Below are 25,986 nucleotides of genomic sequence, written 5' to 3'. Positions count from 1 at the left end.
GCTCACGTCGACGGAGGTTCTGCCATGCCGCTGGATCACTCGAGCGCAGCGCTGCTGACGGCCGTCGAGGCGTCGCCGCTCGCGGTCGCCGCGCACGACAAGTCCGCGTGGGTCGGCCTGTTCGCCCCGGACGCGGAGGTCAACGACCCGGTGGGCTCGCGCCCGCACGTCGGCCGCGCCGCCATCGAACGCTTCTACGACACCTTCATCGGGCCGAACACCATCGCGTTCCGGGTCGACCGCGACCTGGTCCATCCGCCGACGGTGCTGCGCGACCTGACCATCGTCACCACGATGTCGACCGGCGCCACCGTCTCGGTCCCGATGCATCTGCGCTATCGGCTGGTGGAACAGGACGGCGTCTGGAAGATCGCCTACCTGGCCGCGCACTGGGAGTTGGCGGGCATGATCTGGCAGCTGTTGCGCACCGGGCTGCCCGGGCTCGCCGCCGCGTTGAAGCTCGGACCGCAGTTGATCGTCAACCAGGGCGTCGGTGGGGCGCTGGGCATGCTGCGGGCGCTCGGCGGCGTGGGCCGTCGCGGAAAGCGGGCTACCACAAGGCTTTTCGCCGCCGCGGCGAGCACCGACCTCAGCGCCGTGCGCGAGCTGCTCGGGCAGCGGGTCGACATCGAACTGCCCGCGGGCACACCGGTGTCGGTGGAGGAGTTCACGAATCGAGCGCGCAACATGCGCTGGAGCAAGGTGATCGCCGCCGGACGCACCGTCACGGCGAGTGTGCGGCTCGGCGCGATACCGGGAGTCGCGGTCGTGGAGTTCGCGACCGATGGCGACGGCATCACGAGTCTGCGGTTCTATCTCGATTCCGTCTGATCCGGGCTCACGTCATCCGCCGGTTTCGAACGGCACCAATGCCGCCGGTAGCCGGACGGCCGGTGCCGCCCGGCTACCCGTCACCAGTCGATCAGGACGCGAGTCGCACGGCTGGGACGTGCTCCTCGGCGCGGACCGGCGGCTCGATCGAGGCAGGTGGTGCGGGGTGCTCGGTCCAGCCGGGCGGGCCGAAGACGTACCCGAGCCGCCCGCGCCAGGTGCTCGCGCCGCGCACGTCGCGGATCAGCGCCGCCAGTTCGTGGTAGTTGACCTTCAGCGGATTGTCGGTGCCGATGTTCTTGGTGAGGCCGTAGCGGACCGGTTCGGACTCGGCGGCGAAGCTGCCGAACATGCGATCCCAGATGATGAGGATGCCACCGTAATTCTTGTCGATGTAGGGCTTGTTCGACCCGTGATGCACGCGGTGGTGCGACGGGGTGTTGAACAGGAATTCGATCGGGCGCGGCAGCGTCTGGACCCGCTGGGTGTGGATCGGGAACTGGTAGAGCAGCCCGATGCCCTGCAACAGGAAGATCATCCAGGCCGGGAAGCCCAGCAGCGCCGCGGGCACCCACGCCAGTCCACGCAGGATGTTGGGGATCGGATGCAGCCAGGAGAGGCGCAGCGCGGTGGAGAGGTTGAAGTGCTCGCTGGAGTGGTGCACGTTGTGCGCGGTCCACATCAGCCGGACCCGGTGATCGGCGCGGTGCGCCCAGTAGTAGCAGAGATCCGTCACGATCAAGCCGAGCACCCAGACCCACCACGATCGCGGCGACAGGTGCAGCGGCGTGATCGCCGCGGCGACGACGACCGCCGAGAACGGCACCAGATGCTGCATCAGCGGCTTGACCAGCCTGCCCAGCGTGAACGTCGTCACGTTGGATGCGGTATCGCGGGCCGATCCGCCGTTGCCGGATCGGTCGGGATCACGGCGGTAGGCGATCCACTCGACCAGCATGAGCGCCGCGAATGCTGGGATGGCGTAGGTCAGCAACTCGAACTCCACACGGCCCATGGGTACTCCTTCTTCGTCTGCCGTCGATCCCCGACGCTACGGGCTCGGGCCTGGGAAGACATCGCGCCGACGAGGGACTTCACGTCCCCCGCACGGGGGACGCGGGCGCGTCCGCACCCGGGCAGAGTTGTCGTCCGTGCGGCGTCTCCGGACGGGGCCCGATCATTAGGATCACCTTCAGGGCTCGGCACCGGAACCGAATGGAGGCGGTGACGAACTGGTGGACGTGAGCAGGTCGCTGGCTCGCCAGTCGGTGGTGGTCGCCGTGGTGGCCGCCGCAATCGACGCGGTGGTGCTCGGTCTGTGCGGCGTGTTCGCGGTGGCGCCGTGGCAGACGGTCGCCGCCGTGACGGCGATCGTCGCCGCCGATCTCGCCCTGGCCGCGCCGCCCCGGACGGCGGGCGTGGTCGCGGCGGTGCAAGTGCTCGTCCGGCTCCTGGCCGCGCTGCTGCTGTACCGGCACGGATTCCCGGTGCGATTCGCCGACGTCGGGTTCCTGGTGGCGGGATATCGCGCGGGGGCATGGCTCGCCGGGCCGACCTCCGTGCTCACCATGCTGCTGCTGTGCGCGGGAGTCGCGGGAGCGCACCTGTTCACCGACAGCGCCGCGGCGCACGACTGGCGGCTGTTGCTCGCCGCGACCGTCTCCGCGGGCTGCGTACCGTGGCTGGTCGGCCGCTACACGGCGGCGCGCGGCGCCTACATCGCCGATCTGGAGCAGCGCGCCCGATTGCGGCAGCAGGAGCACCGGACGGCCGTGGAGCGCGCGGTCACCGATGAGCGGGCCGCCATCGCCCGCGACCTGCACGACGTGATCTCGCATCACGTCAGCGCGATCGGCATCCACGCGGGCGCGGCGCGGCTGGCCCTCGGCGGCACGGCGAGCGAGGCCGCCGCCCGGTCGCTGTCCGCGGTGGAGTCCAGCAGCCGGGCCGCGATGGTCGATCTGCGCCGCCAGCTCGACCTGCTGCACGGCCACGAGGACGAGGGGCAGCGCCAGCCGGGACTGGCCGACATCGACGGGCTGATCGAGCACGTCCGCGCGGCCGGGCTGGACGTCGAGACAAGCGTGCGCGGCGAGGCGGTGGAACTGCCGGACTCGCTGAACATCACGCTGTACCGCATCGTGCAGGAGATGCTGACCAACGCGCTGCGGCACGGAGACGGTACGCACGCGCGACTGGAGGTGGAGTACCTGCCCAAGCGGGTGGTGCTGCGCGCGACCAATCCCCTCGCCCCCGAACCGGTCACCGCGGACACCTCGGTACCGCGTGGCCTCAACGGAATCCGCCGCCGCGCCGAGCTGTTCGACGGCGACCTGGACTACGGCCGCGACGCCACGCACTGGCACACCACGGTGTCGGTGCCGATCGGAGGATCGTGAACCTGCCCATCCGCGTCCTGATCGCCGACGACCACAGCGTGTTCCGTTCCGGCCTGCGCGCCGTCGTCGACAGTCAGCCGGATCTGGATTGCGTCGCCGAGGTGAGCGACGGCCGCGCCGCGATCAGCGAGACCGCCCGGGTACGACCGGATGTCGCGATCCTCGACGTCCGGATGCCGAAACTGGACGGGCTCGCCGCCACCGCCGCGATCGTGGCCGCGGGCGGCACGCACGTCCTGGTACTCACCACCTACGACAGCGAAGCCAACCTGTATCGCGCACTGCAGGCGGGCGCCAGCGGGTTCCTGCTGAAGAGCCTGCCGCCGGAAGAACTGGTCACGGCCATCCGGATCGCGGCGCGCGGAGACGCGCTGATCGATCCGTCGATGACCCGCCGTCTGGTCTCCCGCTTCGCGACCACGCTCGCACCGCCGCGCACCCCACCGGAGGTCGATCAGCTCACCGCCCGCGAACTGGAGGTGCTGCTGTTGCTCGCCGACGCGCGCAGCAATGCCGAGATAGCCGCGCAGCTCGGCGTCGGCGAGGAGACGGTGAAGACCCACGTCTCCCGCATCCTGGCCAAACTCGGTGTCCGCGATCGCATCCACGCCGTTGTCTACGCCCATCAGCACGGTCTGGTGTCACCGGAATCGGCGCGCTCCGACTGACCCGGTATACCGACCGTGGCCTGGACCTCGACGAATCGTCGCACCCTTCGGCACGAGCGTCGTTCATGAACCGTGTCGACCGGGCCCTACGCTCCCGCGCCGCGAGCCGCGGAGTCCGTCGACACCCCCGCCGAAACCACGATTGCTCCGGCGGCGACAACCGAGCGCAGCGGCTCGGTTGTCGCCGCCGGACGACTCACGCGCCGGTCGGCGGCTCCCCGACTGTCGTCGTCGGGTCGATGAGGCCGAAGACCTCACCCTGCGGCCCCTGGACGAGGCCCATGCGGCCGAAGGGACTGTCGTCGGGTCCGGACATGACGGTGGCGCCGAGATCGCGCGCCTTGGCGAGCGCGTCATCGGTGTTGCCGACCTGGAACCAGGCCAGCCAATACGACGGGTTGTCGCCCGGCATCTTCGTCGAGTCGTTGATGCCGCCGACGGCGTCCCCGCCCTGCGGCAAGCTGAAGGTGGAGTAGACGAAATTCTCGCCGTCGCCGATTTCGGAGTACTGCCAGCCGAACACATCGGCGTAGAACTCCTGGGCCTTCTTGTAGTCGCTGGTGTGCAGCTCGTTCCAGCAGTAGGCGCCGTGCTCGTTGTATACCCCCGCGCCGCTGTGGGCCTTGGCCTCCCAGATCCCGAAGACCGCGCCGGTGGGGTCGGCGCCGACGACCATGCGGCCGACATCGAGTACGTCGAACGGTTGCATCATCAGCGAACCGCCCGCGGCGTTCACCTTCTCCGCGATGGCGTCGGCGCTGTCGGCGGCGAGGTAGGTGGTCCACACCGACGGCATCGGCATGCCTTCCGGCTTGGGTCCGATGCCCGCGGCCGCGCGGCCGTTGCGCATCGCCATCAGGTATCCCCCCGCCTCGGGCGGGCTGTCCTGGATCTCCCAGCCGAAGAGTGCGCCGTAGAATTCGCGGGCGCGCGCCGGGTCGTCGACCTGGCAGTCGACCCAGCACGGTGTTCCCTGCGGCCAGCTTCCGTCATGAGTGGGCATTGCGGGTGCCTCCTGATACGGGTTGCCGAATGTGCGGCCGAGACAGCCGGCACACGGCTAGTCAACCATCAGCATTCCGTTGGAGTGGGCCGATTCAGCCGACACTCCGGTCCTGTTCGCGAGCCTGAGACCAGGCGAAAGACCCCCTACACAGATCAGTCCCCGGTAGTCTCGTCGTTTCCGTGATCCTCAGTCGTCGCTGAGTCTCCGGTTTTGCGACTGGCTTGCCGGGGGCCTAGCCGGATCCTGGGTCGGTGTCTTCACTGCCTACCGACGTCTCAGCTGACAGTGCGCTCACCTACCGGTGCTCCGGTGTAATGACTAGTTTCCTCCACATTTTCCGCTAGTCAAGAGGGTCGGCAGCGCAAATCTCCGAGCCGGGCGCGCCCGTCTTCGCCGCGCCACAGGCATCCTTCAGCAAATCGATCTCGACGTGTACGCTCGGTATCCGAACCATGCGATTGTGACTGGGGTCACACCCGTCGTCCGACTGCACCCGCCTGCTGGGCGGGCCGTCCCGTTGGAGTTTCCATGGCGCTCGTTCCCCCTCCAGTTCCTACGAGGGAAGGCGTGCGCGAGCACACCTGCCGCAACCGCCCCGCCGTGGACCCCGGATCCGTCACTTCGGAGACATGATGAGCGCACCGAACCGATTCGACGAGTTGCAGCATCGCGTCGCGGACCTCGCACCGGTCTTTCGCGAGCCGCTGGACTCGCCCTACGAGATCTCGAACGCGTTGTTCGCCGCCCTCCGACACGTTCTGCACGACGTGGGCGGCCAGCCGGACACTCCGGTCGAGTACCGGGAGAAGGAGGAAGAGGCCTGGGAGATGAGCACGTACGTCACCTGCGAATGCCTCGGCTGGCGCGGCGTATGGAACTCCGAGGAACGCAGGCGAGCGGAGAACGACCTCGGCGCGACGCTGTACTTCGGTCTCCCCTACTACGCGCGCTGGGCGACCGTCGCGGCGAAGACATTGGTCGCCAAGGGATTGATCACCCCCGACGAACTGTCGGCCAAGCTGGACGAAGTACGCGCACGAATGGAGGCGCGCACATGAGCAGGAGATACCGGATCGGCGACCGTGTGCGCGTCCGCGACGCCACGTCGATGTTCCACACCCGCACCCAGGCCTACACCCGCGGGCACATCGGTGTCGTCGTCGAGTACCGGCCGGAGTGGATCATCCCGGAGGACGAGGCATGGGGACGGGACGACGGTCGCGTCGAGCCGTTCTACGTCGTGCGATTCCGCCAGAAGGATTTATGGCCCAAATACACCGGCTTCGACGTCGACACCTTGGAGACGGAGGTCTCCGAGCGCTGGCTCGAGCCCGCGGAGGAGGATGCCCAGTGAGCCGGACCCACGATCACGACGCGCACGCGCCGATCCGGACCAGCGAGGAGATCAGCGAATTCGAGGTGCTCGAGACGGCGGTGCGGGAACTCGCCATCGAGAAGGGGCTCTTCTCCCAGGAAGACCACCGCAGGTTCGCGGAGTGGGCCGAATCGGTGGGTCCGCACGGCGGATCGAAGCTGGTCGCCAAGGCGTGGACCGACCCCGAGTTCAAAGCCCGCCTGCTCGCCGACGGCACCGAGACGTGCAAGGAGATCGGCATCGACTGGCGCGATCCGACCGGATCGGGGACGCCGAGCGACTACACCTACTTCTACGTGCTGGAGAACACGCCCGAGGTGCACAACGTCATCGTGTGCACGCTGTGCTCATGCTATCCGCGACCGGTGCTCGGGATGTCCCCGGACTGGTATCGCACGCCCAACTACCGTCGCCGCCTGGTGCGCTGGCCCCGGGAAGTGCTCGCCGAATTCGGCTTGCACTTCCCGCCCGACGTCGAGATCCGCGTGCACGACTCCAACCAGAAGTCGCGGTTCATGGTGATGCCGATGCGCCCCGAGGGCACCGAGGGCTGGACCGAGGAACAGCTGGCCGCCATCGTCACCCGGGACACGATGATCGGCGTGGCGCTGCCCCAGGCCGACTGGACCGCACAGCAGCCACCGAACCGAGTCGAAGCCGCCGCCGAGAAGGAGGGGCGCCCGTGACGAGCGGTCCGTACGAAGTCCTGCTGGAGACCTTGGACCCCGCGTCGCACCGGGAGACCTCGCTGCCCGAGCTCGACGGCAAACCCGACCCGTGGGAGTCCAGCATGCAGGCCACGTGCGAATGCCTCTCGTGGCGCGGCGCGTTCGACAACCTGGAACGCCGCCACGCCGAGGACACACTGGGCGAGACGATCTATCGCGACTTCCCGGTACGCACCCGCTCGGTCGTCGTCACGGCGCACACCCTGATGGATCGCGGCGTGATCAGCCCGGACGAATTACGCGCCCGCATGGACGCCGTCCGGGAGCGATTCCACCGGCAGTAGCGCCCCTCGGAACCAGCCCGTGGGCTGCGAGCCGTCGGCGTCTTCCTACTTCGTCGGCGCCGGGTTGAACGGCTGGTTGATCGTGGTGAAGTACTGCGAGGCCGCCAGGATCGCTACGGGCGCGGTCACCAGCAGCTGCCCGACCAAGGTCCCCAGCGCTCCGATGGCGAGAATGCCGCCCACGCAACCCACCGCCGCGGCAGGCAGGAACGCGCCGAACAGGCCGACGATCGCGGCCGAGGCCACCGTCGCGCCCGCGATGCCGCCCAGGACACAGCCGACGGCTCCGCCGGTGAGGCCGCCGACGAGGGTGCCGATCGTGGCGCCCGCGGCGATGGTGGATGTCATCCGGCTCCAGGCCGCGACCTCGCGGTCGTACGGGGTCTTCCAGGGAGCGGAGTCCTCGTAAGGCAGTGCCACCGGTCGGTAGACGGCGTGGCCGAGGTCGAATCGCGGCGTCAGGGTGGCGGTGTGACCGGCGATGTCCGCGGTGATCGGAAAGATGAAATCGTCTACCCGGAAAGACAACTCGGTGCCAGCGAGCACCGTGCCGTCGGCCGCGGTGATCTTGAATACGCCGTCGTCGGCGGTGAGCGAACCGCCGTCGGTGGTGACGGTGACCGCCTGCGGGGTGGTGGCGGCGGTGTAGTTCACCGCCTCGTCGCCCGCTGCGGGAGCCGCCTGGGCGAGATTCACGGCGGTCGTGGTCGCGGCGACGGCAAGCGCCGTCGACACAAGTATCTTCTTCATTTCGATCCTTGTTCGGAGTGAATTGACTTACGAGGGGTCCGAATCGGTGGTCACGGGCAGCAGCACGGTGACCACCGGAAAAACGAGGGCGCTGCACACCGAGCACAGCGCTCCGACCGCCCAGAAGGGCGAATCGGCCTGCAGCAGTGCGGCTGCCGCCGCGGTGCCCGCCATCATCCCGCCGTACTGCAGCGAGGAATTCAGCGCCAGCACCGTGCCGCGGGCCTGCGGCCGCAGGGTGCCCGCCAGCGTCGTCAGCGCCGACTGGCCAAGTCCCACCGCGCCGCCCCAGACCACTTGGACCGCGACGGCCGCCACCAGCGACCCGGTGGACAGCGAGAACGCGAGGACCGAGGCGGCCGCCACCAGCGTGGCCACCGCGACGACCCGGCGGCCGCCGACGGCATCGGCCAGCCGCCCGCCGCAGACATTCCCGGCGACGCTCATCGCGCCGCCGCCCGCCAGCGCCAGACCGACTGCGCCCGTGGACAATCCGAAGTTGTCGGCGTAGAAGAGCCCGGCATTGGCGAACATCCCCTGCAGGCCCGCGGTCCACAGGAACGTGCACAGCAGGGTGTACACCACCGCCGCATCGCCCAGCGCCGCGCGGATCGGCGCGTCACCGGCCGCCACCGGGGGCGCACCACCTGGCACCAGCCTCGTGAGCGGTACGAGCAGCGCCGCGGCGGCGATGCCGATGCCCCAGAACGTCCAGTGCCACGACACCGCGCCGGCGAGGAACGCACCCGCGGGCACGCCGGCCACCGACGCGCCCATCATCGCGCCCACGATCACGCCGATCGCGGCGCCGCGCCGCCGCGGCTGCACCTGCCCCGAGACATGGGCCAGGATCGCGGGCACCAGCATCGCCGCGCCGACGCCCGAGAGCACTCGAAAGCCCAGCAATACAATGAAATTCGTGCCGAATCCGGTCGCCGCCGTGCCGGCCGCGAAGACGGCCAGCCCGAGCGTCATCAGCCGCGTCCGGCCCCACCGATCCGACAGCGGCCCGAAGACCGGACCCGCCACCAGATAGGCCAGGGCGTACGCGGTGACCAGCAGCCCGCCCACCCGCGGCGGCGCGCCCACCTCGTGGGTGATCCGCGGTGCGAGCGGGGAGACGACCAGTGCGTCCAGCCCGACGAGACAGGCGCAGGTGGCCAGCACGGTCAGCCAACGCCATTGCGGGACGGCGCGGGCCCGGGAGCCGGCCGCCGAGGTCACCACCGGGCCGGCAGCGTCTTCGGTCGCAGGGTCAGCAGTCCACTGGACCATTCGACGTCATCCGGCGGCACGGCCAGCTGTAATTCCGGCAGCCGCCGCGCGAGGGTCGCCAGCCCGATCTCGAGTTCGAGCCGTGCCAGGCCCGCACCCGGGCAGAAGTGGCTGCCGTGCCCGAACGCCACATGTTTGACATCCTCGCGGAACAGATCGAGCCGGTCCGGATCGTGAACGTGGCGGGTGTCGCGCCCCGCGGCATGCATGATCGGGATGACGCCCTCGCCCTTGCGCACCGCGACGCCGCCCACCTCGAGATCATCGGTGGCGATGCGCAGGAAGCCGATCTCCGAGGGCGGCGCGTAGCGCAGCAGTTCGTCCACCGCGTGCCGCACCACCTCCCGGTCATCGACGTGCGCGACCAGAGAGGCCCACTGATCCTGGTGCCGCAGTATTTGATACGTCGCGCGACTGAGCGCGCTCACCGTGGTGTCGTGCCCTGCGACCAGCAGATTCACTGTCAGCCAAACCAATTCCTGCTCCGAGAGGCGGTCCCCGTCGTCGCGCGCGGTGATGAGGTCCGACAGCAGGTCCTCGCCGGGCGCGCTGCGGCGCTCGGCCAGTAGCGAGACGACATAGGCCGCGGACTCGTCCCTGGCCCGCAGCCGCTCGTCGGCCGTGTGGGCGGTGATGCTGACCAGATGATCGGTCCAGCGCTGGATGTCGGCCCGGCGCTCCCGCGACGCGCCGAGCAGATCGGTGATCACCCAGATCGGCAGCAGGGCCGCGAAGTCGTGGTGCAGATCGGCCGGACGCGGTCCCGCTTCGAGAGCGTCGACGAGTTCGTCGGCGATCTCCTGGATCCGCGGCCGCTTCTGTTCGGCGCGTTTGGGTGTGAAGGCCGGCGAGATCAGCCGCCGCAGCCGCCGGTGGTCGGCGCCGTCCTGGCTGAGCAGATTGAAGGGATTGTCTCCGAAGTCGGGGCCCTTGATCACGCGCGGGGCTCCCGGCTCCCGCAGGGCCGCGCGGGACAGTCGCGAATCCGACAGCGCCGCAACGACTTCGTCGTATCCAGTGACCGCCCAGGCGGTGTCGCCACTGGGCATGCGGACCCGCACGACCGGGCACTGCGCGCGGAGCTCGGAGAAGCGTTCCGGCGGCTCGCCGAGTGGGCCGAGCGGAAAGGGATAGGAGTCGAGATCTTCTTCGACGATTTCAGTCATCGGGATATTTCCTTCCAGAGCCGAAGGAGGGTGAGGGAAACCGAATCGGACACGATTCGACAGTTTCAAAACTCTCGAACTAAACGATAGCAGCCGAGGCCCCCGCCAACAAGACGGAAACTCGGCGCCGCGGTCGTCAGCCCGCTTGTGAGGTGATGGCCACACTCGGCCGCAGATAGACGATCGCCTGCGCTCGAGTGCGCACCGATAACTTGCGCAAGATATTCGACACGTGGAATTTCACGGTCTTGTAGCTGACGTGCAGAACTTGAGCGATTTCGCTGTTGGACAATCCGTCGGCCACCAGGATCAGGATTTCCAGCTCGCGCTGGGTCAACGTGTCCAGAGCGGTGACCGACCGGGTCGAGGCCGCGGGCAGATAGGGCACCGTCGCCTCGAGCACGAGCCGGGTGATCGAGGGCGACAGCAGCGCCTCACCGCGGATCACGCTGTCCACCGCGTTCACCAGATCGACGGCACTGGAACGCCGTGAGACCAGGCCACGGGCGCCGGCCTGCAGATATCGCAGCAGCAGTTCGCTGTCGGTGCCGTCCGACACCACCACCACACCGACACCGCGGTCGGGACGGATGCCGGTGAACCGGGCGGCCAGCGCGGGCCCGTCCCAGCCCGGGTTGGCACAGTGGTCGAGCACGACCACATCCGCCTTGCCCGCCGCGACCATGTTCAACGCCGCCTGGCTGTTGGTCGCAGGCCCGACCCAGCCGAGGTCGGGCATGCCACGCAGAATAGAAACCAGTCCGCTGCGCATGATCTGCTCCCCGCAGACCACCACTACTCGAGCCGCCGCCGTGTTCCGTCCGGCATCTTCGCCGAATTCGCCGGTCTCGTGATTTGCGCCTAACAACTTCATCTGCGCCCCGCAAGCTTCTGTAGTTATAGGTGGGTCCCGATTGTTGAGAATCCGACGATCTTCCCGATAACGCGAAATCAAAAGATGGCTACCGGCAAGATCGATATCTGTCAAACTAACACAGGCCCACGTGTGCGGCAACAGGTGCGCACTTCTACTAAAAATTCCGTCGCTATTAATGATCTCCGAGAATATTAATCTTGTTCGAGGATTCGACGATCGTCCCACAACCGCCGCCCGCCTCATCGCGGGGCCAGCTCGCGCACCGTGCGCCACACCGCGGCCGGCCCACCGGCCAGCAACTCCGGTGACGACTGGAGCATTACGACCGGCGTGTCGACGCCGGCGTCGACGTAGCGCTCAATCTGCTCGCGGCACCGCGCCGTATTGCCGTGGATGAGAATACCGTCCACGACCTGGTCCGGGATCGCCGCCGCGGCCCGCAGCGGATCGCCGCTGTCGACGTACTTGTTCACCAGGGCAACCACTTCGGCGCGGCCGAGCCATTCGTGGAAGGCGCGGTAGGACGGGCGGGTGAACAGGTGCGCGAGCATCCGGCGCCCGGCCGCGCGGGCGTATTCGACGTCCTCGGTCGGGCACACGAAGATGCGTGCCACCAGTTCACCGCGGCCCCGGTCCTCGCCCAGTGCTCGCACGACGGTCGGAATGTCCTCGGCCGCGAGAAAATTCGTGATCGATCCGGCCCCCTCGCGGAAGCCGAGCCGCAGCATCCGCGTGCGCAGCGCGCCGACCATGATCCGCGGCGGTTCCGCGGCCGGATAGCCCAGTTGGAAGCCCTCGAAGTCGATGGTGTCGAACGGACCCGTCACGACGCCGTGGGTGAAGACCTGCCGCAGGAAGCGGACCGTGTCGCGCACCCGGCGGTAGGGCTCGGCCATGGGGACACCGTTCATTCCGGTGACCAACTGCGGGCCCGAGGAGCCGACGCCGATGACCACCCGGCCGGGCGCGAGATCGGCCAGCGCCGAAGCGGTTTGGGCGATCACAGCGGGACCGCGCGTGTAGACCGGCACCACCGCCGTCCCCAGCCGAAGGCTCGGCGACCCCCAGGCCGCGGCCAGCACCAGCGGGGTGAAGGCGTCCACGCCGGCGAACTCGCCGGTCCACGCGTCGGTGTAACCGAGGTCGGCCAATTGCTCCAAGATCACGCGATGGTCGGGCAGCGAAACCAGCGGCAACGGCAGCGTGATTCCGTATCGGGGCATGAGAAACCAACCTCCCACATCATTGTCATCGGGGCGCTATCCGGGCACCGCGCTGTTGTAATGCGTTGGCCCGCAATCAAGTTCGATAGTTGTACATCTATCGAACTAAAGCTACTATTCTCGATGTCGGCTTGGCAAGTACCGGGCCGGATCATTCCGGATTCCCGGTACGCGATAAAGGCAGGAATCACCTCATGTCGGAAATCAAAATCGAAATCGATGCGACCGAGGCCGGGTTCGATCCCGCGCGGCTGCGGCGCTTCGACGACTACCTCGACCGGCTCGTCGACGCGGGCCGCATGGCGGGCTGGGTCGGGATCATCGCCCGCGACGGCAAGGTCGTGCACGTCGGCACCGGTGGACATCGCGACGCCGAGGCCGAACTGCCGATGGCGACCGATTCGCTGTTCCGGGCGTGGTCGCTTACCAAGCCGTTCACCTCGGTCGCGGCGATGGCGCTGTACGAGGAGGGCGCGTTCGGGCTCAACGACCCCGTCAGCGACTACATCCCCTCGCTCGCCGGCGTCCGCGTCTACAAACGACTCGGCGGCGGCAACCTGGAGACCGAGCCGGCCCGCGAACCCATCCGCATCTGGCATCTGCTCACCCACACCGCGGGATTCACCTACGGTTTCCACCACTCCCATCCGGTGGACGAGCTGTACGTCCAGCGCGGCTTCGAGTGGAGCGCTCCGCCCGGCATCGATCTGGCCACCGCCGTGGACACCTGGGCCACGCTGCCGCTGCTGTTCGAGCCGGGCACCGCATGGAATTACGGGGTGAGCACCGACGTCCTGGGCCGACTCCTCGAGGTGGTGTCGGGACAGTCGCTCGACCGCGTGTTCGCCGAGCGGGTGCTGGATCCGCTCGGCCTGCACGACACCAAGTTCTGGATCGAGCCCGAGGAGGTCGACCGGCTGGCGGCGATCTACATGGCCGATCCGGCGACGGGGCGTGCGGTGCGCAACGACGTGCTCGCGGGCGGCGATCCGACGCAGCGGCCGAGCTGGCTGTCCGGCAGCGCGGGCCTGATCACCTCCGCCGCGGATTTCCATCACTTCCTGCAAATGCTGTTGCACAACGGCGCATGGAACGGCGGCCGCGTGCTGTCGCCGCAGACGGTGAGATACATGACCACCAACCAGCTCCCGGGGGGCGCGGACCTGGGCGCGATCGGTCGCCCGGTGCTGCCCGCGCTCACCACCCTGGACGGCCTCGGCTTCGGCTTCGGCTTCCTGACCGCCGAGAATCCGGCCGCCACCAAGGTCATCGCGACGCCCGGCGAATTCTCCTGGTATTCCGCCACGAGTACCTATTTCTTCGTCGATCCGGTCAAGCGCATCACCGCGATGGCGTTCCCGCAGCTGTTCCCGTCCAAGGCGCTGCCGCTGTATTCGCGGCTGCGCCAGCTCGTGCACGCCGCGGTGGTCGACTAGCGCCGATCGCGAGCGGGGCGCCGGTCGCGATCGGCGTCCCGCCGCGGCTGCTGGCTTGTTCATGCGACCACTTCCGTTGCTGCGCGAGCGTTCCGCCCAATGCTGCTCGGAGCGCGGCGAACTGTCTTCGGCCGCGGGCCCGGTATCCCGCACGAGGCATCAGCCCTCGGTCCGGTCGGCGGACCTGGACCTTGGACCGGTATCGGACGAGAAAACGACTATGATCGAAATCCCGATCGGGCACGAACGCAGCGGAAGGCGGCCATCATGGCGCGAGTAGTGAACCAGCCGGCTCGCGACGACCTGGAACTCACCGCCATCTTCCACGCGCTGAGTGATCCGGCCCGGCTGGCGATGGTCTGCGAGCTGGCCGCGCGGATCGACGAGATGTCGTGCAGCGAACTGAACCCCGACCTGACGAAGTCCACCCTGTCACATCACCTGAAGGTCCTGCGCGAGGCCGGGCTCACCGCGACCCGCGTCGACGGCGTGCGCCGCATGGTCTCGCTGCGCGCCGCCGATCTCGACGCCCGCTTCCCCGGCCTGCTCGACACGGTGGTGCGCAGCGCCGCCGCGCCGGTCCCCGCGCGGGCCTGATCTCCCGAAAGCCGCACCGGCACCGGCTCTTCCGTTGACGAGCGGCATGCCGCCTGTCACCATGTGGTCATGATTTCGATAATATTCGAAATCTAGTACTACTACTCAAGGCAGGTGCCTCATGGTTTCCTCGACCACCGCTGCCCGCGACGAATCCGATGTCGGCAGCCGTCGGCTGCTGATCGTGGGATCGATCTGCGCGGCCCTCGTCGGGCTCGACGCGCTGATCGTCGCGCCGCTGGCGCCGACCATCACCAGGGACACGCACGCCTCGGTGGATTCGGCGGGACTGCTCGTCACCACCTACGCCCTGGTCTACGCGGTGACCGGGCCCTTGTTCGGCCCGGTGTCGGACCGGTGGGGACGGCGCAACGTCATCCTCACCGGGCTCACGATCTTCAGCATCGGCACCGCGTTGACCGGCATAGGCTCGAATTTCGCCGTGCTGCTGGTGTTTCGCGGCCTGGCCGGGCTCGGCGCGGCGATGATGGTGCCAAGCATCTTCGCCGCGGTCGCCGATGTCGTCGCGCCGGAGCGGCGTGGGCGCGCCATCGGCATCATCATGGGCGCGCTCACCGGCTCGTCGCTGATCGGCGTGCCCGTCGGATCCTTCGCCGCGGACGCCTTCAGCTGGCGGGTGTCCTTCTGGGCCATCGCCGTGCTGGCCGCGCTGGCATTGGCCGTCGTGCCGCTGACCCTGCCGCGCATCCCGGTCGCCGCGACCCAGGCCGCGGTGCATCCGCTGCGCGCGTACGTGGACAAGTTCCGCGCCGCGTTCAGTAATCCGTCCGTGTTGTTCGTGCTGCTGTCGACGTTCTTCTGGACCGCGGGAAACCAGGGCATGTGGGCCAATGTCGGCGTCTACTTCACAACCAATTTCGACCTGTCCACCACGGCGATCGGATTGGTGCTGCTGGTGATCAGCGCCGTTGGCGTCTGCGGGAACTTCCTCGGCGGGCGGCTCACCGACCGGTTCGGCAAGCGTGTGGTGATCGCGGCCGCGGGCCTGGGGGTGGCGGTGGCGCTGATCGCCTTCTCCAGCCTCGACGGTGCGCTGGTCGTGCCGGTCATCGTCGCGGCGCTGTGGGTGCTGGCGTTCAATATCGGCGCATCCTCGATCACCACGCTGGTCAGCGAGTTGGCGCCGGCGGCGCGCGGTACCGCGCTCGGCCTGAACTCCTCCGCGTTGTACGCCGGGTCGACGGTCGGTACCTCCGCCTCGGTGGCGGTGCTGTCGGGTACGCACAGCTTCGTCTGGCTCGGCATCACCTGCGCCGTCTCCTGCCTGCTGGTCTTCCCAATCGTGCTGGGCCTGGTCCACGAGCAGGCCGCCGAGGCGGTGGCGTGAGCCGCCTCGGCGGTCGCGGCGAAAGGTAGAATCGGCCCGGTGCGCGCACTCCAGCATCCCTCCATCGAATCGGTGAGCCTGCCCACCTTGCTGCATGCCCTGTCCGACCCGGTGCGGCTGGAGATCGTGGCAAGGCTGCGGCAGGAGGAGGCGATCACCTGCGGCGGATTCGACGTCCCCGTGAGCATGTCCACGCTCTCGCACCATCTCAAGGTGCTCCGGATGGCCGGTCTGCTGCGGGTGATCCAGGAGGGCAGCTACCGTCGCAACGAATTGCGTTACGACGAGGTCGAGGCCCGCTTCCCGGGAGTGCTCAGCTCGATTCTGCACAACGCCCCCGCTCTCGTCCCGGCTACGAGCTGAAGGTCCGGGTGACCGGGCCGAAGGTCGAGGTGACCCCGGCGGCGGAGCCGCAGCCGGCGATATCGGCGGTGAGGTACAGGCCCGCGCCGTCGACCTGGTCGCCGAGGAATTCACCGTCGGTCACGGTGCCGGAGATGACGATCAGGGTCTGCCCGGCGGGCCGGTTGACGTAGACGGTCCGGAACTCGAAGGTGCTGTGCTGTCCGTTGTTCCAGTCGATCCGCGAGGTGCCGGTCCCGGCGGCAGGTCCGCACCCGATCGTCGCGGGCCCGCCCGCGTGGGTGGTGCCTCCGGTGATGGTCGGATCGCTGGAGACGCACGAGCCGAACACCGCGTCGGTGACGATCCGCACCGGCCGAGGCGTGTCGGTGATGCCCGGCGAGTAGCTCACCGTACTCGTTCCCGCACAGGCGATATGGGTGGTAGTGGCCCGCGCGGGCGACGCGGGCCACAGGGCGGTCGCGGCGGCCACCGTGGTGACCGCGGCGGCCGTCAGGACGAACGTCCTCACAGCTCGGCTCCTTCCGTGGCGGCGGCCGCCGGAGCGGCGGTCAGCCCGGCGCTCGATGGGCGCGGGGTATCCGATTGCGAGGCAGCCGGTTTCGCCGCCGGTGCGGGGATCACCACCGCGGCAGCGACACGGCGGCGGGGGCGGCTCCAACGCCGCACGATCGCATTCTCGAAGCCGGAGTACAGCCCCCAGGCGATCAGGGTGTCCAGCACCAGGAATCCGAGGATGACCAGGATCGCCGCTGGTGTCGCCCAGGCCTGCTGGATGCCGAACAACTGATGGCGATAGTGCAGGACGAGCTCGTGGATCATGTAGAACGCGAACGAGATGTCCCCGAGCCACACCACGAAGCGCCACCGCCACGGCGAGAAGGTGCCGCGCACGTCGGCGGTCGCGGCGGCCAGGATGAGCAGCGCCGTCGGGATAACCCCGACCGCGACCAGCGCCCACATGTACGGCGCCCAGAGCTGGACCACGAGCCCCGCGACGACCAGCAGCGAGGCCGGGGCGAGCGTCAGCGGCGCGCGGCGCCCCGACAGCAGCAGCTTCGCCAGCAGGATGCCCAGCAGGAAGTCCAGCACGCGCACCGGCGGGAAGAGGTAGAGGAACCAGAACTGGTACACCGGGACATCGGTGGCGAACGGCACCCGCGGCTGATCCGGCAGCAACAGCGCGAAGAACGGCAGCAGCACGATGGTCGCGAGCACGCCGATCGTCGCCGCCCACAGCCGTTCCGGGCGGATCCGCTCGACCGCGGCGAGCAGCCAGGGGAACAGCAGGTAGAACAGCGCCTCGCAGCACAGCGACCAGGCGACGGTGTTCATGCTGGCGAAGTTCTGCACGACCGGCACCCAGGTGTGCACCAGCAGCAGGTTCGGAATCGCCACCCCGGCGGTGACCGACTTGCCTGCCCAGATCAGCAGCCCGAAGGCGATGGCCCAGGTGAGGACGTGGTTGGGATAGATCTTCACCAACCGCCGCCGCCAGAACGCGCGCTTGGTGTCGCCCGGCCGCGCGGACCAGGTCAGGACGAAGCCGCTGAGGACGAAGAAGAACCCGACGCCGGTCCAGCCCTCGCGTTTCAGCAGAAACGACGCGGCATGCTGGGCGTCGGGATCGGTGAAGAATCCTTCCAGCGAGATATGCGTGAAGAACACCAGAAGTGCCGCGGCGAACCGCATTCCGGTGAGCGTGTGCAAACGGGTGGATCGGGGCGCTATCGGCGCTTCGGTCACGGGAACCCTCCTGAGCAGACCGAGCGGAAAGAAGACCCGTTCAGTGTCCGAAGAGGGCATACCGGACGTCTTCGGTCAACGGACCGGTTCGGATGCCGGTCTCCCGGCCGGTCCTCCGGCGGATACCTGGACCGCGGACCCGGCCAGCACGGCCGCCAGCCGGGGACCGAAGCGCTCGGCCAGCAGGGCATCGCCCGCGGCGTCGGGGTGCAGGCCGTCGATCGTGAGCCCGGCGTCGGCGGCCCCGAACAGCTCGTCGCCGGGAACAAGATGCAGGTTGTTGTCACCGAGGCCCTGTAGGACCCGGACCACGTTCTCCACGAGTTCGCGCACGCCGGACAGCGTGAGCTCGTGCGGATTCGGCTCGTGTTCTCGCTCCACCCACACCGGCGGGGAGAAGACGACCACCGGCACGTCGGGGTGGGCGTCGCGGATGGTCTCCAGGAAACCGGCCGCCAGCCCGCCGAGCGAGCGTTCGGTGAACGGGCCGCGGATGTACAGGTTGGGTCCGAGTTCGACCGAGATCAGGTCGGCGGGCCTGCTCGCGATCGTCCGCGCCACGAACGGGTCCAGATAGGCCTGCGCGGCGAATCCGAGATTCAGCAGCCGCCAGCCGTAGCGCCGCGCGATGCGGGCGGGCCAGGTCTCGCTGGGCGAGGCGGTGACCAGGCATTGGGTGATCGAGCTGCCGTAGGTGATCCAGCGCGGGCCGGTCGCGGGCGCGGGCTCGAGGGTGGCCGATGCGGCGACCGAGATCGGGCCGACCTGGGTGATCGCGCCGCGATGCGGAAGCCACAACTGCACCTCCGACCGCTCTCCCGGCAGCCGGGCGATCAGTTCCTCGGCGCCGACGCCGACCGGAAGGCTTTGCGACAGTTCCCCGTTCACGAAAACGTCCACGGCGCGCGGGCGCGGCGTCCACACCGGCGTGGAGCGCAGGCTCAACGACAGTTCGGGCGCGTCGGTCACGACGCCGATGCGCACCCCGGTCGGAACCACGGCGTGTTCGGTCAGTTCCGGCGAGAACGCCGTGGCCAGCCGGCGCGGCGGCAGCCGCCAAGGCTGGCGCCAGCCATCGGATTCGGTCACATCGACGACGCCGTCCCAGCCGGTGGGTATGTATGCTGTCGTTCGCTCGGTCATGACTTCGATTGTTATCGAAATCTAGATCAAAAGCCAGACCGCGCGGCGTGCGGTCATCGATCGGCCGCGGCCTGCGCCGATTGCGCCGAATCCGGCTGTGCCACCACCACAGTGGGCGTCCTGGCGCGATCCAGCCGCAGCGCGAGCGCGGCGGCGCCCACGATCAGGACCAGATGCACCCAGAGGACCGCCTCGACGGCCGTGGCGTACTCGCCGCGCCCGGGTTCGCTACCCGCCACGGCGAAGAACAGCGTCCCGAGCACGGCGAGTCCGACCGCGCCCGAGAACTGCTGGGTGGTGTTCACGACTCCGGAGGCGCTGCCCGCTTGGTGCGGCTCGACGGTCGCCACCGTGACGCCGAGCGCGGCGGGCAGGATGAGCATATTGCCGAAGCCGAGCAGCGCGTTGCCGATGACGACCCAGCCGAGCCAGATGTGCCCGCCGAACCCGTGCAATGCCACGCCGAGCGCGATCAGTGTCACGATGTCGATGCCGCAGCCGAGCACGATCGCGCGAGCCTGCCCGTGCGCGGCGATCACCCGCCTGCCGACCATCGGCGCAGGCACGACCAGAGCCCCGCGGGCGGCGAACGCCAGCCCGGCATGTAAGGCGCTGAGCCCGAAGCCTTCCTGCAGCAGCAGTGTCACCGCGAAGATGCCGCTGGTGAACGTTGCCATGAACGCGACGTTGATCAGGATGCCGAACACGGTCGACCGCCGCCGGAAGAAATCGAGGTCGATGAGCGGGTCGCCGCCCGCGGCCGCCAGGCGGCGCTCGTAGGCCAGCACCGCGAGCAGGCACGGCACGGCCGCGACCAGGCAGACCCAGGTCCACAGCGGCCAGCCCTGTTCGCGCCCGAACGACAGCGGCGCCAGCGCGAGCGCCAGGGCGGCCGTGATTCCGATCAGGCCCACCGGATCCAGCCCGGGCCTGCGATCGAGAGTGCGCGCGGGAAGCACCCGCACGGCGACGGCCAGCATCACCGCTCCCACCGGCAGATTGAGGAAGAACACGGTGCGCCAACCCCATCCGGCGACATCCGCCGAGATGAGCAGTCCACCGAGCACCTGCCCGACCACCCCGCTGGCCCCCGCGGTCACGCCGAACCAGGCCAGCGCCCGGGTCCGGTCCCCCGCGTCGAAATTTGCCATGATGGTGGCCAGCACCTGCGGGACCATGGCCGCCGCCGTGAGGCCCTGCAGGATCCGGGCGCCGACCAGTTCCACCGGCGACTGCGCGAGCCCGCACAGCATCGAAGCGACGGTGAAGCCTGCCATGCCGATCAGGAACAGCCTGCGGTAGGTGTAGAGGTCGCCGAGTCTGCCCCCGGTGATCAGACCGGCGGCATAGGCGAAGATGTATCCGCTGACGACGAGTTCGAGCGCCGCCGGTCCCGCGTGCAGCTCGCCGCGGATCGCGGGCAGCGCGATGTTGACCACGTTCGTGTCGAATCCGGACATGAACGTCGCCGCGAGCACGACGGGTAGCAAGAGCGGCGACGGCCGCGGGTTCGGGGGCGTCACGATGCCTCCTGGAAGTCGTTGGAGGTCCAGTCTTTCGAGTCCGCGAGTCGCTGTCTTCGGCCCGCGGCCCAGGATCGGGGCGGGACCGGGGACCGTAGGGCCTGCGCCGGTTCATGCCCGCGGCCCCGTGTAATCCGGCAGCACGGGCACGGCCGCGAGGAGTTCGCGGGTGTACTCCTCGCGCGGCGTCGTGAACAACTCGTCGGCCGGACCCGATTCGACCACTCGGCCCGCGCGCATCACCACGATCTCGTCGCTCAGGTGGTGCACCACGCCCAGATCGTGCGAGATGAAGATCAGCGCGACACCCAGTTCGCGGCGCACCCGCAAGAGCAGGTCCAGGATCTGCGCCTGAATCGAGACGTCCAGCGCCGAGACCGGTTCGTCGCAGACGATCAGATCCGGGCCCGGCGCCAGCGCCCGCGCGATGGCGACACGCTGCTGCTGACCGCCGGACAGGTCCAGGGGGCGGCGCGAAAGGACCGAATCGGGTAATCCCACCGCGGCCAGCAGGTGGCGGGCCCGGCCCTGCCGGTCGGCGCGCCGGACCTTTCCCGCCTCCAGCGCCTCGTCCAGCACCCGGCGAACGGTGAACCGCGGGTCGAACGAGCCCAGCGCATCTTGGAAGATGGCCTGCAGGCGCACCCCCGGGGTAAGGGTGACCGTACCGCCGTCCAGCTTTTCCAGGCCGAGCAGCGCCCGCGCGAGAGTGCTCTTGCCCGAACCGGATTCGCCCACCACGCCGACGACTTGGCCGCGCGCGACCGAGAGGTCGACCCCGTCCAGCGCCGCGAACGGCGCACCGTCGGGATCGCGGAACACGCGGCGAGCGTCCAGCACGCGCGCCAGCGCGCCCTTGGGCCGGGGCGTGCGCGGCGCGGGAAGCTGTGCCGCCAGATCGAATTCGGCCGGCGACAGGCGTGCGCCGCGGGTGTGCGCCGACGGCACCGCGGCCAGCAGCAGGCGGGTGTAGTCGTGTGAGGGGTTGGTGAGCACCTCGGCTGTCGGCCCCTGTTCGACGATGCGGCCGTCGCGCATCAGCGCGATCCGATCGGCGACCTCGGCTACGGCCGCCAGGTCGTGGCTGATGAGCAGCAGTCCGGTGCCCGCGTCGCGGATCTCGCGCAGCAGGGCGAGGATCCGGCGCTGCACCGAGGCGTCGAGGGCGGTGGTGGGTTCGTCGGCGATCAGGAACTGCGGCTCGGCTGCCAGCGCGGTCGCGATCAGCGCCCGTTGCCGCAGCCCACCGGAGAGTTCGTGCGGATACTGCCGCAAGCGGCTGCGCGCGTCCGGAATCCCGACGCGGGTGAGCAACTGCTCCGAACGGTTCGTGACCTCCGCCGCCGCCACCGTGCGGTGGATCCGCAGCGCCTCGCGCAGTTCCTGATCGATGCGCCGCAGCGGGTCCAGGGATCCCAGCGCGTTCTGCGCCACGTAACCGACCGTGGCGCCGCGAACCCGGCGCCACCGGCGCTGCGACCAGCCACGGCCGTCCTGCCCGGCGATCCGCAACCGCTCCGCCCGCACCCAGCCGTCTCGTTGGGTCAGCCCGATCAGCGCTCGCGCGGCGACGCTCTTGCCCGAACCGGATTCGCCCACCAAGGCCACGCATTCCCCGGGCTCGATCGTCAACGAGATCCCGTGCACCACCTCGGTGCGACCGAAACCCGCTGTCAAATCGGTGATTTCCAATGCTGTCATCGCGCCACCCTGCCCTCCGAGAGTCCTTGCCAGAAACGGGCCAGGACCGTGATCGACACCACCGCGGCGACCACGAACAGACCCGGGAAGACGCCGAGCCACCAGGCGCGGCTGAGCAGATTGCGGGACTCGGCCAGCATCGAACCCCATTCGGGCGTGGGCGGCACGGCGCCGAGCCCGAGGAAGCTCAGGCCCGCCCCCGCGATGATGCCGGTGCCGACGCCCAGCGGCGCGAGCACCAGCAGCGGCGCCAGCGCGTTGGGCAGGATGTGGCGCACCGTGATGCGCCATCGGCTCTGGCCGAGGGTGCGCGCCGCCTCCACGTAACCGCTGATCCGCACCACCAGGCCCTGCGAGCGGACCAGGCGGGCGTAGTACGGCGTCGCCGCCAGCCCGATCGCCAGTGCGGAGTTGCGCGCGCCGGGCCCGGAAACCGCGATCAGCACGAGCGCCGATAGCAGCCCGGGAAAGGCGAGCAGAATCTCGGTCAGCCGCATCAGCACCGCGTCGATCAGCTTCGACGGCCCCGAGGCCAGCAGACCCACGACCGATCCCAGCGCGACCGCGATCGCGGTCGCGGCGACGCCGATACCGAGAGAGGTGCGAGCGGCGTAGATGGTCCGGGAGTACACGTCGCGGCCGAGCCGGTCGGTGCCGAACGGATGGGACGGGCTCGGCGGATACAGCGCGACCCGCCAGTCGTTCACGGCGGGGTCCACACCGGTGAGCAGATGCGGCGCCACCGCGGCCACCACGATGAACAGCAGGACGACGGCCGCGGGCCATACCGGCCACGGCACCGATCGGAACCGGACGGGCGACACGGTCCTGATGTTCGGGACGACGGTCATTTCCTCACCTCCGCAGCCGGGGATCCAGGACCAGATACAGCAGGTCCACCACGAGATTGATCACGACGAACAACAGCGCGGCGAGCAGGACGACCGCGTTCACCACGGAGAAGTCCTTGGTCATCACCGCGGAGACGGTCATCTTCCCGATACCCGGCCGCGCGAACAGGGTTTCGGTGAGCATGGCGCCGGTGAGCAGGACGCCGAGCATCCAGCCCGTCATGGTGACCGTCGACAGCGAACCGTGGCGCAGCACATGCCGCAGCCGCAGCGCGGGTTCGGTCAGCCCGCGCGCCCGCAGGGTCAGCACGAACGGCTGCTCGAGAGACCGGTCGAGCGTCTCGCGCAGCACCTGCCCCAGCTCACCCGCCATCGGGATGGCCAGGCACAGTACCGGCAGCACGAGACTCGCCAGGCCGCCACCGCCCGCGGGCGGGAACAGGTGCAGCTGGAACGAGAACAGCGTCAACAGGATCAGTCCGATCCAGAACGCGGGCAGCGAAACCGCGAGCAGTTCCGAACCGGATACCGCCGCGCGCACGAACCTGCCGCGCCCGGCGGTCGACAGCGCCGCGGGCACCGCGATCACCAGGGCCACCAAGATGGCCCCCGCCGCCAGTTGCACGGTGGGCCACAGCTGGCTCTGCAGCGCGGTACGCACATCCTCGCTCAGCTGATAGGAGTGACCCAGATTCCCGGTCAGCGGCCGCAGCACCGTGTGCAGGTACTGCCGCCACAGCGGCTCGTCCAAGCCGAGATCCGCGGCGATCTGTGCGCGCACTTGCGGCGAAGCGCTGGTCTGCGCGCCCAGCAAAGTGTCCACCGGGTCGCCGGGCGTCAGCCGCAGGGCGAAGAACGTCACCGTCTGCGCCCCGAGCAGCACCAGCACCCCGGTCCACACCCGGTGCGCGATGATTCGAAAGAGTCTGTGTCTCACTTGGACTCCACCCAGGTGTCGTAGAACTTGCTCCAACCGTTGGCATCCAAGGTGAAGTCGTGTACCCGCGACGCGGCGGCATAGTTGCTGTTGTAGACGTAGACCGGCAGCCCATAGGCTTCATCCAGGATCAGTTGCTGCGCCTGCTGATAGAACCCGTAGCGCCGCGCCGGATCGGTGCCGGCCCGGCCCTGCGCCAGCAGTGCGTCGACTCCGGCGTCGTGCACCTGACCGGTGTTCGAACCGCCTTTGCGGGCATCGCGATCGGACTGGTACAGCGTGGCCAGCACGTCCGGATCGGACCGGCCCCAGCTGCCGCCGGTCATCTCGTAATCGTTGCGCTTGAGCAGATTGGTGTAGGTGCCGTAATCGACCGGTTCCAAACGCAATTCGATGCCGACCTTCTTCAGTTCCTGCTGCACCGCCTGGGCCACCACGTCCCGGGACTCGCGAATCAGATTGGACGCGTAGGGCAGCCCTATGCTGAAGCGGTGCCCATCGCGGGTGCGGTAGCCCTGCGCGTCGCGCCCGGTGTAGCCGAGTTCGTCGAGCAACCGGTTCGCGGTGGCGACGTCGTAGCCGGCGCGCCCCTCCGCGGCGCGGTCGTAGCCGGGCGTGGTGGGCGAGAGCGGTGCGTAGGCCCGCGGGTATTCGCCGAAGTAGACGCTCTTCACGATGCCGTCGAGGTCGACGGCCGCGCCCACCGCCCGCCGGGCCCGGATATCGGAGAACGGCTCCTTGGAGACATTGAAGAAGTAGGTGTACGGCACGCCGGGCGAATTCCGGTTGACGAGCTGGAAATCCCCGTCGCGGCGCAGATCCGCGATCTCCGTCGGCGGAGTGTCGGAGATGACGTCGACCTGGCCGCCGCGTAGCGATCCGGTGCGCACGGCGTCCTCGATCAGGACGCGCACGGTGAGCCGTTCCAGATAGGCCGGTCCGGTGTGCCCCGCGTTCGCCGGGGGCCAGCGGTACTCGTCGTTGCGGACGAAATCTATGCCCTGCCCGCGGCGGACCTCGACCTCGCGGAACGGTCCCGAGCCCACCGCGAACCGGCCTCCCGCGCACAGGTCGTCGGGATGCTCGGCAAGCACCGCGGGTGAATAGAAGCCGAGATAAGCCGTGCTCGCCGCCTGCAGGAACGGGACATTCGGCGATTTGAACCGGACGCGCACCGTGTATTCGTCGAGGACGTCCGTCCCCGCATAAGGGCCCAGCAAACTGGCCGCATACTGAGATTTGGTTTTCGGCGAGACAATATGCTCGAAGTTCGCCTGAACGGCGGCGGCGTCGAACGGCCGACCGTCGAAGAATCGCACGTCGCGGCGCAGCGTGAAAGTGTATTCCCGGCTGTCGTCGGAGATCTGCCAGGCGGTCGCGAGCCACGGCGCGAAGGTGCCGTCGGTTTTCTGTGCGACCAGCGAGTCGAATACATTTCGCTGCAATTCACCGACGATATCGCCTGCGCTGACATGCGGGTCGATACATGTCGCCTCGCGATGCACACCATAGGTCAGCGTGCCGCCGGGCCGGGGCGGTCCGGCGTCCCGGACAGGACCGGATCCGCCGGTCGAGCACGCGGTGCACGCGACGGCGAGCGTCGCGAGCACAGCCGCCGACCGGACCATCGGCAGATTCCATTTTCGCATCACACATTCTTTCCGACGGATGGGGTAGCACAGAATACGGTGCAAGGAGTGAACCCCCGCGTATGGCGCCCGCCCATATTTTCCGACGCGGTGGATTCAAAGCATTGACA

Annotated in this window: 26 protein-coding genes; 11 read left to right on the top strand and 15 right to left on the bottom strand. The window is 68.8% G+C overall.

Going from position 1 to position 25,986, the window contains the following annotated elements:
* The first annotated feature begins 24 nt into the window (after nucleotides 1-24).
* Entirely contained in the window at nucleotides 25-831 is an 807-nt protein-coding gene (locus tag ABZ824_RS00645; RefSeq protein ID WP_356960833.1) for a nuclear transport factor 2 family protein, read from the top strand.
* Between the two features lie 91 nt (nucleotides 832-922).
* Here ABZ824_RS00645 and ABZ824_RS00640 read toward each other — a convergent pair whose 3' ends face one another.
* Nucleotides 923-1,846, bottom strand: coding sequence for a sterol desaturase family protein (locus ABZ824_RS00640; protein ID WP_356960831.1), 924 nt, complete (start codon nucleotides 1,844-1,846; stop codon nucleotides 923-925).
* Between the two features lie 220 nt (nucleotides 1,847-2,066).
* On the opposite strand from ABZ824_RS00640, the gene ABZ824_RS00635 reads away from it, so the two are divergent.
* Both ABZ824_RS00635 and ABZ824_RS00630 read left to right on the top strand, forming a co-directional pair.
* Nucleotides 2,067-3,230: a histidine kinase gene (locus ABZ824_RS00635; protein ID WP_356960830.1), complete on the top strand. Its 1,164-nt coding sequence runs from the start codon at nucleotides 2,067-2,069 to the stop codon at nucleotides 3,228-3,230.
* Nucleotides 3,227-3,898 carry a response regulator transcription factor gene (locus ABZ824_RS00630; protein ID WP_355079878.1) on the top strand — a complete coding sequence of 224 codons (672 nt, stop codon included), beginning with the start codon at nucleotides 3,227-3,229 and terminating at the stop codon, nucleotides 3,896-3,898. Before ABZ824_RS00635 ends, ABZ824_RS00630 begins: the two co-directional genes overlap by 4 nt.
* Nucleotides 3,899-4,094: 196 nt before the next feature.
* Here the strand turns inward: ABZ824_RS00630 and ABZ824_RS00625 are convergent, their stop codons facing one another.
* Nucleotides 4,095-4,901, bottom strand: coding sequence for a VOC family protein (locus tag ABZ824_RS00625; protein ID WP_355079880.1), 807 nt, complete (start codon nucleotides 4,899-4,901; stop codon nucleotides 4,095-4,097).
* A gap of 635 nt (nucleotides 4,902-5,536) precedes the next feature.
* Here ABZ824_RS00625 and ABZ824_RS00620 point away from each other — a divergent pair.
* Genes ABZ824_RS00620 through ABZ824_RS00605 form a run of 4 tightly spaced genes read left to right on the top strand, consistent with a single transcriptional unit; the run spans nucleotide 5,537 to nucleotide 7,291 of the window.
* On the top strand, nucleotides 5,537-5,962 hold the full coding sequence (locus ABZ824_RS00620) for a hypothetical protein (RefSeq protein ID WP_355079882.1): 426 nt from the start codon (nucleotides 5,537-5,539) through the stop codon (nucleotides 5,960-5,962).
* Nucleotides 5,959-6,258 carry an SH3-like domain-containing protein gene (locus ABZ824_RS00615; RefSeq protein WP_356960827.1) on the top strand — a complete coding sequence of 100 codons (300 nt, stop codon included), beginning with the start codon at nucleotides 5,959-5,961 and terminating at the stop codon, nucleotides 6,256-6,258. Before ABZ824_RS00620 ends, ABZ824_RS00615 begins: the two co-directional genes overlap by 4 nt.
* Nucleotides 6,255-6,965: a thiocyanate hydrolase subunit gamma gene (scnC, locus tag ABZ824_RS00610; protein ID WP_355079885.1), complete on the top strand. Its 711-nt coding sequence runs from the start codon at nucleotides 6,255-6,257 to the stop codon at nucleotides 6,963-6,965. Before ABZ824_RS00615 ends, scnC begins: the two co-directional genes overlap by 4 nt.
* Nucleotides 6,962-7,291: a ScnB gene (locus tag ABZ824_RS00605; RefSeq protein ID WP_356960826.1), complete on the top strand. Its 330-nt coding sequence runs from the start codon at nucleotides 6,962-6,964 to the stop codon at nucleotides 7,289-7,291. The genes scnC and ABZ824_RS00605 overlap by 4 nt, the downstream gene beginning before the upstream one ends.
* Nucleotides 7,292-7,336: 45 nt before the next feature.
* On the opposite strand, the gene ABZ824_RS00600 is transcribed toward ABZ824_RS00605, so the two are convergent.
* The 5 genes from ABZ824_RS00600 to ABZ824_RS00580 all read right to left on the bottom strand — a co-directional run bounded on the left by ABZ824_RS00600 (nucleotide 7,337) and on the right by ABZ824_RS00580 (nucleotide 12,582).
* Entirely contained in the window at nucleotides 7,337-8,047 is a 711-nt protein-coding gene (locus tag ABZ824_RS00600) for a hypothetical protein (RefSeq protein ID WP_356962403.1), read from the bottom strand.
* Between the two features lie 21 nt (nucleotides 8,048-8,068).
* Nucleotides 8,069-9,268: an MFS transporter gene (locus ABZ824_RS00595; RefSeq protein ID WP_356960824.1), complete on the bottom strand. Its 1,200-nt coding sequence runs from the start codon at nucleotides 9,266-9,268 to the stop codon at nucleotides 8,069-8,071.
* Nucleotides 9,262-10,482, bottom strand: a complete 1,221-nt coding sequence (locus tag ABZ824_RS00590; RefSeq protein WP_356960823.1) for a cytochrome P450 — start codon at nucleotides 10,480-10,482, stop codon at nucleotides 9,262-9,264. The genes ABZ824_RS00595 and ABZ824_RS00590 overlap by 7 nt, the downstream gene beginning before the upstream one ends.
* A gap of 136 nt (nucleotides 10,483-10,618) precedes the next feature.
* Nucleotides 10,619-11,470 carry a response regulator transcription factor gene (locus ABZ824_RS00585; protein WP_356960822.1) on the bottom strand — a complete coding sequence of 284 codons (852 nt, stop codon included), beginning with the start codon at nucleotides 11,468-11,470 and terminating at the stop codon, nucleotides 10,619-10,621.
* Between the two features lie 128 nt (nucleotides 11,471-11,598).
* On the bottom strand, nucleotides 11,599-12,582 hold the full coding sequence (locus ABZ824_RS00580) for an LLM class F420-dependent oxidoreductase (protein WP_356960821.1): 984 nt from the start codon (nucleotides 12,580-12,582) through the stop codon (nucleotides 11,599-11,601).
* Nucleotides 12,583-12,776: 194 nt separating this feature from the next.
* Here ABZ824_RS00580 and ABZ824_RS00575 point away from each other — a divergent pair, with 194 nt between their 5' ends.
* The 4 genes from ABZ824_RS00575 to ABZ824_RS00560 all read left to right on the top strand — a co-directional run bounded on the left by ABZ824_RS00575 (nucleotide 12,777) and on the right by ABZ824_RS00560 (nucleotide 16,326).
* Complete coding sequence (locus ABZ824_RS00575; RefSeq protein WP_355079896.1) at nucleotides 12,777-14,018, top strand: serine hydrolase domain-containing protein; 1,242 nt, start codon at nucleotides 12,777-12,779, stop codon at nucleotides 14,016-14,018.
* Nucleotides 14,019-14,285: 267 nt separating this feature from the next.
* Complete coding sequence (locus ABZ824_RS00570) at nucleotides 14,286-14,615, top strand: metalloregulator ArsR/SmtB family transcription factor (RefSeq protein ID WP_355079898.1); 330 nt, start codon at nucleotides 14,286-14,288, stop codon at nucleotides 14,613-14,615.
* Between the two features lie 121 nt (nucleotides 14,616-14,736).
* Nucleotides 14,737-15,963 (top strand): MFS transporter, encoded by a 1,227-nt coding sequence (locus ABZ824_RS00565; RefSeq protein WP_356960819.1) that lies wholly within the window; start codon nucleotides 14,737-14,739, stop codon nucleotides 15,961-15,963.
* 39 nt (nucleotides 15,964-16,002) lie between these two features.
* Complete coding sequence (locus tag ABZ824_RS00560; RefSeq protein ID WP_355079902.1) at nucleotides 16,003-16,326, top strand: metalloregulator ArsR/SmtB family transcription factor; 324 nt, start codon at nucleotides 16,003-16,005, stop codon at nucleotides 16,324-16,326.
* Here the strand turns inward: ABZ824_RS00560 and ABZ824_RS00555 are convergent.
* The 8 genes from ABZ824_RS00555 to ABZ824_RS00520 form a co-directional block, all read right to left on the bottom strand.
* The gene (locus ABZ824_RS00555) at nucleotides 16,316-16,837 is read right to left on the bottom strand and encodes a hypothetical protein (RefSeq protein WP_356960818.1); all 522 of its coding nucleotides are present in this window, start codon (nucleotides 16,835-16,837) and stop codon (nucleotides 16,316-16,318) included. The two genes, ABZ824_RS00560 and ABZ824_RS00555, sit on opposite strands and share 11 nt — an antisense overlap.
* Nucleotides 16,834-18,072 (bottom strand): acyltransferase, encoded by a 1,239-nt coding sequence (locus ABZ824_RS00550; RefSeq protein ID WP_356960817.1) that lies wholly within the window; start codon nucleotides 18,070-18,072, stop codon nucleotides 16,834-16,836. The genes ABZ824_RS00555 and ABZ824_RS00550 overlap by 4 nt, the downstream gene beginning before the upstream one ends.
* A 75-nt stretch (nucleotides 18,073-18,147) precedes the next feature.
* Nucleotides 18,148-19,215, bottom strand: coding sequence for an SGNH/GDSL hydrolase family protein (locus ABZ824_RS00545; protein WP_356960815.1), 1,068 nt, complete (start codon nucleotides 19,213-19,215; stop codon nucleotides 18,148-18,150).
* A gap of 53 nt (nucleotides 19,216-19,268) precedes the next feature.
* On the bottom strand, nucleotides 19,269-20,738 hold the full coding sequence (locus ABZ824_RS00540; protein WP_356960814.1) for an MFS transporter: 1,470 nt from the start codon (nucleotides 20,736-20,738) through the stop codon (nucleotides 19,269-19,271).
* A 111-nt stretch (nucleotides 20,739-20,849) separates the two neighbouring features.
* Nucleotides 20,850-22,439 carry an ABC transporter ATP-binding protein gene (locus ABZ824_RS00535; RefSeq protein ID WP_356960813.1) on the bottom strand — a complete coding sequence of 530 codons (1,590 nt, stop codon included), beginning with the start codon at nucleotides 22,437-22,439 and terminating at the stop codon, nucleotides 20,850-20,852.
* Nucleotides 22,436-23,290: an ABC transporter permease gene (locus ABZ824_RS00530; RefSeq protein WP_356960812.1), complete on the bottom strand. Its 855-nt coding sequence runs from the start codon at nucleotides 23,288-23,290 to the stop codon at nucleotides 22,436-22,438. Before ABZ824_RS00530 ends, ABZ824_RS00535 begins: the two co-directional genes overlap by 4 nt.
* 4 nt (nucleotides 23,291-23,294) lie before the next feature.
* Entirely contained in the window at nucleotides 23,295-24,227 is a 933-nt protein-coding gene (locus ABZ824_RS00525; protein WP_356960811.1) for an ABC transporter permease, read from the bottom strand.
* A complete protein-coding gene (locus ABZ824_RS00520) occupies nucleotides 24,224-25,876 on the bottom strand; it encodes an ABC transporter substrate-binding protein (protein WP_356960809.1) in 1,653 nt (550 codons plus the stop codon). Before ABZ824_RS00520 ends, ABZ824_RS00525 begins: the two co-directional genes overlap by 4 nt.
* Between the last annotated feature and the right edge of the window lie 110 nt (nucleotides 25,877-25,986).

Source organism: Nocardia sp. NPDC047038 (assembly GCF_040644075.1).
In the GTDB taxonomy this organism is placed as follows: domain Bacteria; phylum Actinomycetota; class Actinomycetes; order Mycobacteriales; family Mycobacteriaceae; genus Nocardia; species Nocardia sichangensis.
Note: the sequence above shows the minus strand (reverse complement) of the source record. Positions and strands in the feature narration are given on the sequence as shown.

Excerpts from the sequence above, each read along its gene's own strand:
- ABZ824_RS00645 (WP_356960833.1), top strand. The coding sequence starts at position 25 with ATGCCGCTGGATCACTCGAGCGCAGCGCTGCTGACGGCCGTCGAGGCG.
- ABZ824_RS00640 (WP_356960831.1), bottom strand. The coding sequence starts at position 1,846 with ATGGGCCGTGTGGAGTTCGAGTTGCTGACCTACGCCATCCCAGCATTC.
- ABZ824_RS00625 (WP_355079880.1), bottom strand. The coding sequence starts at position 4,901 with ATGCCCACTCATGACGGAAGCTGGCCGCAGGGAACACCGTGCTGGGTC.
- ABZ824_RS00620 (WP_355079882.1), top strand. The coding sequence starts at position 5,537 with ATGAGCGCACCGAACCGATTCGACGAGTTGCAGCATCGCGTCGCGGAC.
- ABZ824_RS00615 (WP_356960827.1), top strand. The coding sequence starts at position 5,959 with ATGAGCAGGAGATACCGGATCGGCGACCGTGTGCGCGTCCGCGACGCC.
- ABZ824_RS00590 (WP_356960823.1), bottom strand. The coding sequence starts at position 10,482 with ATGACTGAAATCGTCGAAGAAGATCTCGACTCCTATCCCTTTCCGCTC.
- ABZ824_RS00580 (WP_356960821.1), bottom strand. The coding sequence starts at position 12,582 with ATGCCCCGATACGGAATCACGCTGCCGTTGCCGCTGGTTTCGCTGCCC.
- ABZ824_RS00575 (WP_355079896.1), top strand. The coding sequence starts at position 12,777 with ATGTCGGAAATCAAAATCGAAATCGATGCGACCGAGGCCGGGTTCGAT.
- ABZ824_RS00570 (WP_355079898.1), top strand. The coding sequence starts at position 14,286 with ATGGCGCGAGTAGTGAACCAGCCGGCTCGCGACGACCTGGAACTCACC.
- ABZ824_RS00565 (WP_356960819.1), top strand. The coding sequence starts at position 14,737 with ATGGTTTCCTCGACCACCGCTGCCCGCGACGAATCCGATGTCGGCAGC.
- ABZ824_RS00545 (WP_356960815.1), bottom strand. The coding sequence starts at position 19,215 with ATGACCGAGCGAACGACAGCATACATACCCACCGGCTGGGACGGCGTC.
- ABZ824_RS00535 (WP_356960813.1), bottom strand. The coding sequence starts at position 22,439 with ATGACAGCATTGGAAATCACCGATTTGACAGCGGGTTTCGGTCGCACC.
- ABZ824_RS00530 (WP_356960812.1), bottom strand. The coding sequence starts at position 23,290 with ATGACCGTCGTCCCGAACATCAGGACCGTGTCGCCCGTCCGGTTCCGA.
- ABZ824_RS00520 (WP_356960809.1), bottom strand. The coding sequence starts at position 25,876 with ATGCGAAAATGGAATCTGCCGATGGTCCGGTCGGCGGCTGTGCTCGCG.